Origin of the sequence: Aurantimonas sp. C2-5-R2, assembly GCF_036549495.1 — a bacterium.
Lineage (GTDB): Bacteria > Pseudomonadota > Alphaproteobacteria > Rhizobiales > Rhizobiaceae > Aurantimonas > Aurantimonas coralicida_A.
Genome location: NZ_JAZHLJ010000007.1, coordinates 72,734 through 86,092 on the forward strand (window position 1 = coordinate 72,734; position 13,359 = coordinate 86,092).

General features: G+C 63.3%; 13 protein-coding genes. All 13 read left to right on the top strand.

The annotated features are described in order from the left end of the window. The 13 genes from nuoG to VQ044_RS05515 all read left to right on the top strand — a co-directional run bounded on the left by nuoG (window position 1) and on the right by VQ044_RS05515 (window position 13,146). A complete protein-coding gene (nuoG, locus tag VQ044_RS05455) occupies window positions 1-2,076 on the top strand; it encodes an NADH-quinone oxidoreductase subunit NuoG (protein WP_327645774.1) in 2,076 nt (691 codons plus the stop codon). A 13-nt stretch (window positions 2,077-2,089) separates the two neighbouring features. Further along, entirely contained in the window at window positions 2,090-3,145 is a 1,056-nt protein-coding gene (nuoH, locus tag VQ044_RS05460) for an NADH-quinone oxidoreductase subunit NuoH (RefSeq protein WP_327645772.1), read from the top strand. Then, on the top strand, window positions 3,142-3,363 hold the full coding sequence (locus VQ044_RS05465) for a hypothetical protein (RefSeq protein WP_327645770.1): 222 nt from the start codon (window positions 3,142-3,144) through the stop codon (window positions 3,361-3,363). Before nuoH ends, VQ044_RS05465 begins: the two co-directional genes overlap by 4 nt. A gap of 6 nt (window positions 3,364-3,369) precedes the next feature. Further along, entirely contained in the window at window positions 3,370-3,861 is a 492-nt protein-coding gene (gene nuoI, locus VQ044_RS05470) for an NADH-quinone oxidoreductase subunit NuoI (RefSeq protein WP_327645769.1), read from the top strand. 128 nt (window positions 3,862-3,989) lie between these two features. Continuing rightward, window positions 3,990-4,607 carry an NADH-quinone oxidoreductase subunit J gene (locus VQ044_RS05475; protein ID WP_327645768.1) on the top strand — a complete coding sequence of 206 codons (618 nt, stop codon included), beginning with the start codon at window positions 3,990-3,992 and terminating at the stop codon, window positions 4,605-4,607. 19 nt (window positions 4,608-4,626) lie between these two features. Beyond that, the gene (gene nuoK, locus VQ044_RS05480; RefSeq protein ID WP_206454386.1) at window positions 4,627-4,935 is read left to right on the top strand and encodes an NADH-quinone oxidoreductase subunit NuoK; all 309 of its coding nucleotides are present in this window, start codon (window positions 4,627-4,629) and stop codon (window positions 4,933-4,935) included. Between the two features lie 6 nt (window positions 4,936-4,941). Continuing rightward, entirely contained in the window at window positions 4,942-6,930 is a 1,989-nt protein-coding gene (gene nuoL / locus VQ044_RS05485; protein WP_327645766.1) for an NADH-quinone oxidoreductase subunit L, read from the top strand. Further along, a complete protein-coding gene (locus VQ044_RS05490) occupies window positions 6,930-8,438 on the top strand; it encodes an NADH-quinone oxidoreductase subunit M (protein WP_327645765.1) in 1,509 nt (502 codons plus the stop codon). The genes nuoL and VQ044_RS05490 overlap by 1 nt, the downstream gene beginning before the upstream one ends. Before the next feature lie 19 nt (window positions 8,439-8,457). Next, complete coding sequence (gene nuoN / locus VQ044_RS05495; RefSeq protein ID WP_327622885.1) at window positions 8,458-9,900, top strand: NADH-quinone oxidoreductase subunit NuoN; 1,443 nt, start codon at window positions 8,458-8,460, stop codon at window positions 9,898-9,900. A 2-nt stretch (window positions 9,901-9,902) separates the two neighbouring features. After that, entirely contained in the window at window positions 9,903-10,691 is a 789-nt protein-coding gene (locus VQ044_RS05500) for a biotin--[acetyl-CoA-carboxylase] ligase (RefSeq protein ID WP_327645764.1), read from the top strand. Between the two features lie 63 nt (window positions 10,692-10,754). After that, window positions 10,755-12,452, top strand: a complete 1,698-nt coding sequence (locus tag VQ044_RS05505; RefSeq protein WP_442872860.1) for a ribonuclease J — start codon at window positions 10,755-10,757, stop codon at window positions 12,450-12,452. Between the two features lie 20 nt (window positions 12,453-12,472). Next, window positions 12,473-12,877 (top strand): methylmalonyl-CoA epimerase, encoded by a 405-nt coding sequence (mce, locus tag VQ044_RS05510; RefSeq protein ID WP_327622883.1) that lies wholly within the window; start codon window positions 12,473-12,475, stop codon window positions 12,875-12,877. A 2-nt stretch (window positions 12,878-12,879) separates the two neighbouring features. Next, window positions 12,880-13,146: a DUF1467 family protein gene (locus VQ044_RS05515; protein ID WP_327645763.1), complete on the top strand. Its 267-nt coding sequence runs from the start codon at window positions 12,880-12,882 to the stop codon at window positions 13,144-13,146. Window positions 13,147-13,359: the final 213 nt, after the last annotated feature.

Consider the following 13,359-nt stretch of genomic DNA (forward strand, 5'->3'; position numbering starts at 1 on the left):
ATGACCAAACTCAAAGTCGACGGCAAAGAGATCGAGGTCCCGGACCACTACACGCTGCTGCAGGCGGCGGAGGAGGCGGGGGCCGAGATTCCGCGCTTCTGCTTCCATGAACGGCTGTCGATCGCCGGCAATTGCCGCATGTGCCTCGTCGAGGTGAAGGGCGGACCGCCGAAGCCCGCCGCCTCCTGCGCCATGGGTGTCCGCGATATGCGGCCGGGACCAAACGGCGAATTGCCGGAGGTCTTCACCAACACGCCGATGGTCAAGAAGGCCCGCGAAGGCGTGATGGAGTTCCTGCTGATCAACCATCCGCTGGACTGCCCGATCTGCGATCAGGGCGGCGAATGCGACCTGCAGGACCAGGCGATGGCCTTTGGTGTCGATTCGTCGCGCTATCGGGAGAACAAGCGCGCGGTCGAGGACAAATATATCGGCCCGCTGGTCAAGACGATCATGACGCGCTGCATCCACTGCACGCGCTGCGTCCGCTTCACCACCGAGGTCGCCGGCATTTCCGATCTGGGCCTCATCGGCCGCGGCGAGGATGCCGAGATCACCACCTTCCTCGAGCAGGCGATGACGTCGGAGCTGCAGGGCAACGTCATCGATCTGTGCCCGGTCGGCGCGCTGACCTCGCGGCCCTACGCATTCCAGGCGCGGCCGTGGGAGCTGACCAAGACCGAGACGATCGACGTGATGGATGCCGTCGGATCGGCGATCCGCGTCGATACGCGCGGTCGCGAGGTCATGCGGATTCTTCCGCGCATCAACGAGGAGATCAACGAGGAGTGGATCTCCGACAAGACCCGCTTCGTCTGGGACGGCCTGCGGACCCAGCGTCTCGACAAGCCCTATGTGCGCGAGAACGGCCGCCTGCGTCCGGCGAGCTGGCAGGAGGCCTTCGCCGCGATCAAGGCCAAGGTCGTTGGCGTCGAGGGTGCGCGACTCGGCGCGATCGCGGGCGATCTCGCCGCCGTCGAGGAGATGTGGGCGCTGAAGCGCCTGATCGGCGAGCTCGGCTCGACCAATCTCGACTGCCGCCAGGACGGCGCCAAGCTTAATCCGGCCGACGGCCGCGCCTCCTACCTGTTCAACACGACGATCGCCGGTATCGAGAATGCCGATGCATTGCTGATCGTCGGCGCCAATCCGCGCTTCGAGGCCTCCGTCCTCAACGCCCGCATCCGCAAGCGTTGGCGCATGGGCGACTTCCCCATCGGCGTGATCGGCGAGAATGTCGATCTGCGCTACGAAACCACCTATCTCGGCGCCGGCACCGAGACGTTGTCCGATCTGGGCGGCGCCAATCGCGGCTTCTTCGATACGCTGAAAGGCGCCGAGCGCCCGATGATCATCGTCGGTCAGGGCGCGCTCGCCGGCGAGAACGGTGCGGATGTGCTGGCCTCGATCGCCGCGCTGGCGCGCGAAATCGGAGCCATCACCGAGGGCTGGAACGGCTTCAACGTCCTGCATTCTGCGGCATCGCGGGTCGGCGGCCTCGATATCGGCTTCGTGCCGGGTGAGAGCGGCAAGACCACAGCCCAGATGGGCGATGGCGAGGTCGACGTGCTGTTCAATCTCGGTGCCGACGAGATCGAGATCGCAGCCGGGCCCTTCGTCGTCTACATCGGCACCCATGGGGATCGGGGCGCGCACCGCGCCGACGTGATCCTGCCGGGCGCGGCCTACACCGAGAAATCGGGGACCTGGGTCAATGTCGAGGGCAGGGCGCAGACTGGCAGCCGGGCATCCTTCCCGCCCGGCGACGCGCGCGAGGACTGGGCGATCATCCGGGCGCTGTCCGCCGTTCTCGGCAAAACGCTGCCGTTCGATTCGCTTGCGGCGCTGCGGCGCGAACTGTATCAGTCGCACGCCTTCATGCGGTCGGATCGGATCGAGTCGGCCGACCCGGCGGTCATCACCGGACTGGCCGATCGCGCGAAATCGCTGGGCACTGGAATGTTCGCGTCGAATATCGGCGACTTCTACCTGACCAACCCGATCGCCCGCGCGTCGAAGGTGATGGCCGAGTGCTCGCAGCTCGCAATCGCCGAGCACCTCGAAGCGGCAGAATAAAGGACGGCTGGCAGTGGCTGAATTCTTCTCCCTCTATGTCTGGCCGGGCCTGATCATTCTGGCGCAGAGCCTTCTGTTCCTCGTCGTTCTGCTCGTCCTGGTCGCCTATATCCTTTTGGCGGACCGCAAGATCTGGGCTGCGGTCCAGATGCGCCGCGGACCCAATGTCGTCGGTCCTTGGGGGCTGTTCCAGTCCTTCGCCGACCTGTTGAAATTCGTGCTGAAGGAACCGGTGATCCCGGCCAGCGCGGACAAGGTCGTGTTCCTGCTCGCGCCGCTGGTCGCCGTGACGCTGGCGCTTGCCACCTTCGCCGTGGTGCCGGTCGCCGAAGGCTGGGTGATCGCCGACATCAATATCGGCATCCTCTACGTCTTCGCGATCTCCTCGCTGGAGGTTTATGGCGTCATCATGGGCGGTTGGGCGTCGAACTCGAAATACGCCTTCCTCGGCGCGCTGCGGTCCGCCGCGCAGATGGTCTCCTATGAGGTCTCGATCGGCTTCGTCATTGTCACCGTGCTTTTGGCCGTCGGCTCGCTCAATCTCACCGACATCGTGTTGGCCCAGCAGACCGGTCTCGGCACCATGGCCGGCCTGCCGAACACCTTCCTCGACTGGCACTGGCTCGGCCTGTTCCCGATGTTCGTGGTGTTCTTCATCTCTGCGTTGGCCGAGACCAACCGGCCGCCCTTCGACCTGCCGGAGGCCGAATCGGAACTCGTCGCCGGCTTCATGGTCGAATACGGCTCGACCCCGTACATGATGTTCATGCTCGGCGAGTACGCGGCGATTACGCTGATGTGCGCGCTGACGACGATCCTCTTTCTCGGCGGGTGGCTACCGCCCTTCAACTTCGCGCCGTTCACCTGGGTGCCGGGCGTCATCTGGTTCCTGTCCAAGGTCGCGCTGGTCTTTTTCATGTTCGCGATGGTCAAGGCCTTCGTGCCCCGCTACCGCTACGACCAACTGATGCGGCTTGGCTGGAAGGTGTTCCTGCCGATCTCGCTCGCAATGGTGGTGATCGTCGCCTTCGTCGTGCAGTTCATGGGTTGGGGCGCCGCGGCCGCATGACCGATCCGGCGCTCATCGGTGCTCTGGTCGGCCTCGCCATCGGCCTCGCGGACTTCTTCGTGCTTGGCTATGTCATCGACGCTATGGCTCGGCGCCGGCCTTCCGAGCGCGTCGGAGCCGGGGCGGCGCTGAACATTGCCCGCGTTTCGCAGTTCGTTCTCTTCCCGGTTGTCGGCTGGTTCGCCGGCCCGGTCATCGCCTCGAACTTGGGAGGCTAGAGTCTCTTGAACGCCATCGCCCAGACCGTCAAATCCCTGTTCCTTATCGAGTTCATCAAGGCGTTCGGCCTGTCGATGCGCTATTTCTTCGCAGCGAAATCGACGGTGAACTACCCGTTCGAGAAGGGGCCGCAGAGTCCGCGTTTTCGTGGTGAGCACGCCTTGCGGCGCTATCCCAACGGCCAGGAGCGCTGCATTGCCTGCAAGCTTTGCGAGGCGATCTGCCCAGCCCAGGCGATCACCATCGAGGCCGGACCGCGACGCAATGACGGCACCCGCCGGACGGTGCGCTACGACATCGACATGGTGAAGTGCATTTATTGCGGCTTCTGCCAGGAGGCCTGCCCGGTCGACGCCATCGTCGAGGGCCCAAATTTCGAATTCGCGACCGAGACCCGCGAGGAGCTTTACTACGACAAGGAGCGGTTGCTCGCCAACGGCGATCGCTGGGAGCGGGAGATCGCGCGCAACATTGCGCTCGACGCGCCTTACCGCTAAGCGGGCAGGGATTTTTTCGGCCGGAGGATCGCCAGACCGGGCGCGAATCTCCGCCTGATTTGACAAGATCGAGGTGGCAGGGCGACGACCGTCAGGCCGCATCCGATACCACTACAAGGAGCCCGAGGATGCTGGGCCTTCAGGCACTGTTTTTCTACATCTTCGCGCTGATCGCAGTCGGCGCGGCGCTGATGGTCGTTTTCTCCAAGAATCCGGTCCATTCGGTGCTGTTTCTGATTACGACCTTTGTGAGCGCCGCCGGGTTGTTCCTGCTGACCGGTGCCGAATTCCTGGCGTTGATTCTCGTCGTCGTCTATGTGGGTGCCGTTGCCGTGCTCTTCCTGTTCGTCGTCATGATGCTCGACGTCGACTTCGCCAAGTTGAAGCGTGGCGCGCTGCAGTACGCGCCGTTTGGCGCGATCGTCGGAATCGTGCTGCTCGCCGAGCTGATCATCGCGGTCACCGGCAATTATTACGAGCCGCAGCTGTCCGTCGCGACGGCCATGCCGACGCCGCCATTGACCGAAATGTCGAACATCGAGGCGCTCGGGGCGGTGCTCTACACCCGCTACATTCTGTTTTTCCAGCTTGCAGGGCTGATCCTGTTCGTCGCGATGATCGGTGCGATCGTTCTGACCCTTCGCCACAAGGAAGGCATCCGGCGTCAGTCGATTCCGGCGCAGGTCGCGCGGAACCCGGCGACGGCGATCGAAATCCGCAAGGTCGAGAGCGGCAAGGGCATCTGAGAACGAGGAAATGAGCGCAATGGAAGTCGGTCTCGGACACTACCTTACGGTCGCGGCGATCCTGTTCGTCACGGGCGTTTTCGGCATCTTCATGAACCGCAAGAACATCATCACGATCCTGATGTCGGTCGAGTTGATTCTCTTGGCGGTGAACCTGAATTTCGTGGCGTTCTCGGCGTTTCTGAACGATCTGGTCGGGCAGGTCTTCGCGCTCTTCGTGTTGACCGTCGCAGCCGCTGAAGCGGCGATCGGCCTCGCCATCCTCGTCGTCTTCTTCCGCAATCGCGGCTCCATCGCCGTCGATGACGTCAACACGATGAAAGGCTGATCGGGCGTGTATCAGACCATCGTTATCCTGCCGCTCGCCGGCTTCCTGATCGCCGGCCTCTTCGGCAACGCGATCGGCGCCAAGGCGTCCGAATATATCACCTCCGGCTTTTTGATCATCGCGGCGATCATGTCGTGGATCGCCTTCATTTCCTTCGGCTTCGGCGAAGGCGAGACGCTGCGGTTGACGCTGTTTCAATGGATGCAATCCGGCGGCCTCGAGGTCGCCTGGTCGTTGCGGATCGACCGCCTGACCCTGGTCATGCTGGTCGTCGTCAACACGGTCTCCTCGCTCGTGCATGTCTATTCGATCGGCTACATGCATCACGATCCGTATCGGCCGCGCTTCTTCGCCTATCTGTCTCTGTTCACCTTCGCCATGCTGATGCTGGTGACGTCGAACAATCTCGTGCAGATGTTCTTCGGCTGGGAGGGCGTCGGCCTGGCCTCGTATCTCCTGATCGGCTTCTGGTACAAAAAGCCGTCGGCCAACGCGGCCGCGATGAAGGCCGTCATCGTCAACCGGGTCGGCGATTTCGGCTTCGTGCTCGGCATCTTTGGCATCTTCGTGCTGTTCGGCTCGCTCAATCTCGACACCATCTTCGCCGGCGCGGCCGATATCGCCGGCCAGATGGGCGGCGAGGCGGGCGAGGCTGCTCCCGCGCTCGGCGACACTGTCCTCAGCTTCGCCGGCTACTCGCTGTCGATGGGCGGCGCGCTCACCGTCATCTGCCTGCTCTTGTTCATGGGCGCCATGGGCAAATCGGCCCAGATCGGGCTCCACACCTGGCTGCCGGACGCGATGGAAGGCCCGACGCCGGTCTCCGCGCTGATCCATGCCGCCACGATGGTCACGGCTGGCGTCTTTCTGGTCGCCCGCATGTCACCACTGTTCGAGCTGAGCCAGACCGCATTGACCTTCGTCACTTTCATCGGCGCGACGACGGCGATCTTCGCCGCCACGGTCGGGCTGGTCCAGAACGACATCAAGCGGGTCATCGCCTATTCGACGTGTTCGCAGCTCGGCTACATGTTCGTCGCCCTCGGCGTCGGCGCCTACAGCGTGGCGATCTTTCACCTGTTTACCCACGCCTTCTTCAAGGCGCTCTTGTTCCTCGGCGCTGGCTCCGTGATCCACGCTGTCTCCGACGAGCAGGACATGCGGCGCATGGGTGGGCTCAAGAAGCATATCCCGGTCACTTACTGGTTGATGGTGATCGGCACGCTGGCGCTGACCGGCTTTCCGTTCACGGCGGGTTATTTCTCCAAGGACGCCGTCATCGAAGCGGCTTTCGTTGGCGATAATGCCTTCGCGACCTATGGCTGGGGTCTGACGGTTCTGGCGGCACTGTTGACCAGCTTCTATTCTTGGCGCCTGATTTTCATGACGTTTCACGGCAAGCCGCGTGCCTCCGCGGACGTCATGCATCATATCCACGAATCGCCGATGGTGATGCTGGTGCCGCTATTCGTGCTGGCCGCCGGCGCGCTGTTCGCCGGTCTCCTGTTCGAGGGCGCTTTCATCGGAGAGGGCTACGAGGAGTTCTGGCTTGCTTCGCTGTTTACCGGCGCCGGGAACGAAATTCTCCACGACATCCACGACGTGCCCTTTGCCATCGCATTCCTGCCGGCGGTCATGATGGCGATCGGCTTCGCCATCGCTTGGCTGTTCTACATCCGCTCGCCCGAACTGCCGCATCGACTGGCCGAGCGCCATCGCGGCCTCTACACGTTCCTCTTGAACAAATGGTATTTCGACGAGCTCTACGACTTCCTGTTCGTACGCCCGGCGAAGGCGCTCGGACGCTTCCTGTGGAAGACCGGCGACGGCAAGGTGATCGATGGGCTCGGGCCTGATGGTGTCTCGGCACGTGTTCTTGACGTCACCAATCGCGTGGTCCGTCTGCAGACCGGCTACCTCTATCACTACGCCTTCGCGATGCTCATCGGCGTCGCGGCGCTGGTCACCTGGACGATGCTCGGGGGGGCGAACTGATGAGCGACTGGCCGATCCTTTCGACCGTCACCTTCCTGCCGCTGGTCGGCGCGCTGCTGATCCTGTTCATCAAGGACAAGAGCGAACTGGCGCGCCGCAATATCCGCACCGTGGCGCTGCTGACCACGGTCTTCACCTTCGTCGTGTCGCTCTGGATCTGGATCGAATTCGACACGTCGAATCCCGACTTCCAGATGGTCGAGCGGCTGGACTGGCTCGGCAGCGGGATTACCTATCACATGGGTGTCGACGGCATCTCGATGTTGTTCGTGATCCTGACGACCTTCCTCATGCCGATCTGCATCCTCGCGAGCTTCGAGTCGGTGCAGACCCGCGTGAAGGAATACATGATCGCCTTCCTGGTGCTGGAGACGCTGGTGATCGGCGTTTTCTGCGCGCTCGATCTCGTGCTCTTCTACGTCTTCTTCGAAGGCGGCCTCATCCCGATGTTCCTGATCATCGGCGTGTGGGGCGGCAAGCGGCGGATCTACGCGAGCTACAAGTTCTTCCTCTACACCTTCCTCGGCTCGGTGCTGATGCTGATCGCCATCATGGCGATGTATTGGGACGCCGGCACCAGCTCGATACCGGAACTCCTGCAGCACAGCTTCCCGGCCTCGATGCAGCCTTGGCTTTGGTTCGCCTTCTTCGCCAGCTTCGCCGTGAAGATGCCGATGTGGCCGGTTCACACCTGGCTGCCTGACGCCCATGTCGAGGCGCCGACGGCGGGATCGGTGATCCTGGCCGGCATCCTCTTGAAGCTTGGCGGCTACGGCTTCCTGCGCTTTTCGCTACCGATGTTCCCGCTGGCCTCGGCCGATTTTGCGCCATTCGTCTTCACGCTGTCGGTCGTCGCGATCATCTACACCTCGCTGGTGGCGCTGATGCAGGAGGACATCAAGAAGCTGATTGCCTACTCGTCAGTCGCGCATATGGGCTTCGTGACGATGGGTATCTTCGCGGCCAACCAGCAGGGCGTCGAGGGGGCGATCTTCCAGATGCTCTCGCACGGGCTGGTGTCCGGGGCGCTGTTCCTTTGCGTGGGTGTCGTCTATGACCGCATGCACACCCGTGAGATCAGCGCCTATGGCGGTCTGGTCAACCGGATGCCGCATTACGCCACCGCGATGCTGATCTTCACCATGGCCAATGTCGGGCTGCCGGGGACGAGCGGCTTCGTCGGCGAGTTCCTGACTCTGGTCGGGGTGTTCCAGGTCAACAGCTGGGTGGCGATCTTTGCGGCCACCGGCGTCATCCTGTCGGCGGCCTATGCGTTGTGGCTCTATCGGCGGGTGATTTTCGGCGCGCTGGAGAAGGAGAGCCTGCGCGCGATCCTCGACCTGTCGCGGCGCGAGAAAATCCTGCTCTATCCGCTCGTCGCTCTCGTGATTTTCTTCGGCATCTATCCGATGCCGGTCTTCAATGTGACGGCGGCATCGGTCGAATCGATGCTCAATACCTACACCGCAGCCCTGGAGGCGGCCCAATCGGTCGCCCTGGCGCAGTAAAAGCGGGGATCGGACGCATATGTATTCGCAAATGGTCGCCTCGAGTCTGCCGATCGTCGGTCCAGAACTGATCATGGCGGGAGGCGCGATGGTCCTTCTGATGATCGGCGTCTTCGCCGGTGAGCGCAGCGCCCAGACGGTGACCGGCCTGTCGGTCGCGCTGATCATCATCGCCGGGCTCTGGCTCGTCTTCGTCACGCCCTACGGCGAAGCCTTTGGCGGCTCCTTCGTGCTCGATCCCTTTGCCGGATTCATGAAGGTTCTGGTGCTCGTCGGCTCGGCCGCCGCGGTGATCATGTCGGTCGGCTTCGCCGAAAGCGAGCGGTTCAACCGGTTCGAGTTTCCGGTGCTGATCGTGCTGTCGACGACCGGAATGATGGTCATGGTGTCGGCCGGCGACCTGATCACGCTCTATCTCGGGCTCGAGCTGCAGTCGTTGGCGATCTACGTTCTCGCCGCGATCAACCGGGATTCGGCCCGTTCGACCGAGGCTGGCCTGAAATATTTCGTCCTTGGCGCGTTGTCCTCGGGCATGCTGCTGTACGGCGCTTCGATGGTCTACGGCTTTACCGGCCAGATCGAGTTCGGCGCGATCGCATCGGCGATCACCAGCGAAGGACGCTCCCTCGGCCTCGTCGTTGGCCTGGTGTTCGTGCTCGCGGGCCTAGCCTTCAAGATTTCGGCGGTACCGTTCCACATGTGGACGCCCGACGTCTACGAGGGCGCGCCGACCCCGATCACCGCCTTCCTTGCCGGTGCGCCGAAGGTTGCGGCCATGGCGCTCATTACCCGCTTCACGGTGCAGGGCTTCGAGCCGTTGCAGGTGGATTGGCAGCAGATCATCGTCTTCATCTCGATCGCGTCGATGGCGTTCGGCGCCTTCGCGGCGATCGGCCAGCGTAATTTCAAGCGTCTGATGGCCTATTCCTCGATCGGCCATATGGGATTTGCCCTCGTGGGGCTCGCGGCAGCCAATGTCGAAGGCGTCCGCGGCGTCCTGATCTACATGACGATCTATCTGGCGATGACGCTGGGCACTTTTGCCGTGATCCTCGCCATGCGGCGCAAGGACGGGGTGGTCGAGGAAATCGAGGATCTGGCGGGTCTGTCGAAGACCAACCCGGTGATGGCGCTGTTCCTGACGATCTTGATGCTGTCGCTCGCCGGCTTGCCGCCACTGGCCGGTTTCTTCGCCAAATATTTCGTGTTCATGGCGGCGGTCGAGGCGGAACTTTACGCCTTGGCGGTCATCGGCGTACTGGCAAGCGTCGTCGGGCTTTACTATTATCTGAGGATCGTGAAGTTGATGTGGTTCGATGAACCATCGGCGGAGTTCGTGCCGATGGCCATGGAGTTGCGGCTGGTTCTGTGGGCTGCGGCGCTGTTCATCTTCCCCGTCTACCTTTTCATCGGGGGGCCGATCTTCACCGCTGCCGAGGCCGCGGCGCGGACGTTTTTCTGACGGTGCCGACGGGCACGAAAGCACCACGACGGCGCCTCGCCCTCGGCGAAGTCGCCTCGACGAATTCAGTGGCGTTGGAGGCCGCGCGCGCCGGCGATCCGGGGCCTTTGTGGATCACGGCTGAACGGCAGATGGCGGGACGCGGCCGCAGAGGCCGGGCGTGGGTCTCGGAGCCGGGAAACCTCTATGCGAGTTGGCTGGTCATCGACCCGGCGCCATTGGAGCATCTGTCGAACCTGCCGCTGGTCGCCTCGCTTGGCGTGCGGAACGCTCTCGCCAAGCTCACGGGCGCCGACGAAGATCTGGTTGCGGTCAAATGGCCGAATGACGTCCTCGTCAGGGGCCGCAAGGCGGTCGGCATTCTCCTGGAAAGCGAGCGTTTGCCGGATAGAAGGATGGCGGTTGTCATCGGCTGCGGGGTCAACGTCGCCCATGTGCCGGATGGCACGCCGTACGAGGTGACCAGCCTGGCGCGGGAGGGCGTGCGCTGCGACCTTGATGCCATCTTCGCGGCCGTCGCTGACGAGGTGGAACGCGCCCTTGCGATCTTCCGGCGCGGCGAGGGATTTGCCGCGATCAGGCGCGAATGGCTTGCCCATGCCGTGGGGCTCGGCCAGGCATGCCGGGTCAATCTTGCCGATAGCGCGCTGACGGGACGCTTCGAGGCGCTCGACGAGCGCGGTCGGCTGATATTGCGCGGTGATGACGGCGAGACCACCGCGGTTTCGGCCGGCGATCTGTTTTTTCTGGAGAGCGACGAGCGCATGGCGCCACCGGTCTCCGCCGTTTAGGGCGGCAATCGAACGACGACGAATGTAACTGAAACAAACTCGAATGAGCTGCGTGGGTCGATCATGACCGGGCGGGGCAAAGACACGAAAGAAGATAGAAGTTTGAACAAGCTAATGTTTGTGCCGCTCGGCGGCATCGGTGAGATCGGCATGAATCTCGCCATGTACGGCTATGGGCCGGATGATGATCGACAGTGGATCGTGGTCGACTGCGGCGTCTCTTTTGCCGGTCCCGACTTTCCTGGGGTCGATCTCGTTCTTCCCGACATCCGGTTTCTGGAAAAGCAGAAGAATGCGCTGAAAGGGATCGTCATCACCCATGCGCATGAGGACCACTATGGTGCTCTGCTCGATCTTTGGCCGAAGCTGAAGGTTCCGGTCTACGCAACCGCTTTCACCGCGGCGCTGCTGGCGGCCAAGCGGGAAGGGGAGCCGGGCGCGCCGAAGATTCCGGTGGAGCTGTTCGCGGCAGGTGATCGCTTCAACGTCGGTCCCTTCGAGATCGAGGCGATCAACGTCACGCACTCGATCCCCGAACCGGTGGCGCTGGCGATCCGTTCGCCGGCCGGCACCGTCGTCCACACCGGCGACTGGAAGATCGATCCGACGCCGGCGCTCGGCGCGCCGACCGACGAGAAGCGGTTGCGGGAGATCGGCGACGAAGGCGTCCTCGCCATCGTCGCCGATTCGACCAACGCGCTTCGGGAGGGCGACAGCCCCAGCGAGACAGCGGTCTCGGCGTCACTTGCCGAGATCATCCGTGGCGCCAAGGGCCGGGTCGCCGTCACCACCTTCTCCTCCAATGTCGGGCGCATCCGTTCGATTGCGGCGGCGGCTCGCGATGCCGGGCGGCAAGTGCTGCTGATGGGGCGCTCGATGCGGCGGATGATCGATGTCGCGACCGAGCTCGGCTATATGGACGGCATTCCGCCGTTCCTGGGCGAGCAGGATTTCGGCTACATCCCGCCTGAGAAGGCGGTGATCATCCTGACCGGTAGCCAGGGCGAGGCCCGCGCTGCGCTGGCGCGCATCGCGCGGGACGAGCACCCGAGCGTCGCGCTGTCGCGGGGCGACCTTGTGATCTTCTCCTCGCGCGCGATTCCCGGCAACGAAAAGCTCATCATCGACATCAAGAACGCGCTGATCGAACGCGGCGTCAAGGTGCTCGAGGATGGCGAGCAACTCGTCCACGTCTCCGGCCATCCGCGTCGCAGCGAGATGCGCCAGATGTATGAATGGGTGCGTCCGACGATCGCCATTCCGGCTCATGGAGAGGCGGCGCATCTGACCGCCCACGCGGCCCTCGCGCGGGAATTGGGGATCAAGCAGGTGGTCGAGGCGCGCAACGGACGCGCCGTCCAGCTGGCGCCTGGCGCCGCCCAGGTCGTCCATGAGGTTCCGGTCGGACGCCTCTACAAGGACGGCCGCCTGATCGGCACGGCCGAAGCCATGGGCATCAACGAGCGCCGCAGGCTGTCCTTCGTCGGCCACGTGGCGGTGCTGGTGGAATTGGATGGCAAGCTGGAATTGCGCGAGGATCCCGACCTCGTGGCGCTCGGCCTGCCGCAGGACGACGCGACCGGTGAGGAGATTGAGGATGTCCTGATCGACGCCGCCGCCGGTGCTGTCGAGAGCACGCCGCGCAACCGCCGCAAGGACCTCGACAAACTCGGCGAGTCGGTCCGCCGCGCGGTGCGCGGGGCCGCTTTCGAGGCGTGGGGTAAGAAGCCGATCGTCACGGTGTTCGTCACGCGGTCCTGAAACCCGTCGAGGGAAATGCCATGCTCGGTCGACTGAATCATGTGGCTCTGGCCGTTCCCGATCTTTCGGGAGCGGTGCGGCGCTATCGCGAGACGCTGGGGGCGACAGTGTCGGAGCCAAAGGCGTTGCCCGAGCACGGTGTCACGGTCGTCTTCGTGGAGCTCGACAACACCAAGGTCGAACTCCTCGAGCCGCTGGGCGAAGCGTCGCCCATCGCCGCGTTTCTCGCCAAGAATCCGAAGGGCGGCATGCACCATATCTGCTATGAGGTGTCCGACCTGAAAGCGGCGCGGGATCGGATGATCGCCGGTGGGGCGAGGGTGCTCGGCGATGGCGAGCCGAAGATCGGAGCGCATGGGCGGCCGGTGTTGTTCATCCATCCCGGTGACATGTTCGGCACGCTGACCGAACTGGAGGAGGTCTGACATTGGGCTGGGTATCGGCGCTCGCGATTTATTTCATCATCTGGTGGGTGTCGCTGTTTGTCATCTTGCCGCTGGGAGTACGCTCGCAGATCGAAGACGACGAAGTGATCCTCGGGACGGCGCATAGCGCGCCGACCCACGCCCGGATGGGGCGCAAGCTCGCGCAGACGACGCTACTCGCGACGGTGATTTTCGCGGTCTTCTACGTCGTGACGCAGGTCTACGGCTTCGGGCCGGACGATCTTCCGCACATTATTCCCGGCACCTGATACCCACCGACGCAGGAGCGCAGGCACAAAAAAAATGCAAGGCTTTCACCTTGCATTCTAGGTCGCGTGCCTGGATTTCCCGCCGGTGACTTTGACCGGGGCTGCGACGACTGCCGCACCGGAAACCACGTCCTCCCAAGACTAGACCGCAAATATGGCGCCTTACCGGCGCCTTTTTTGTGCAAGCGAAGGTTAGCCAGCACAGCGGCGATT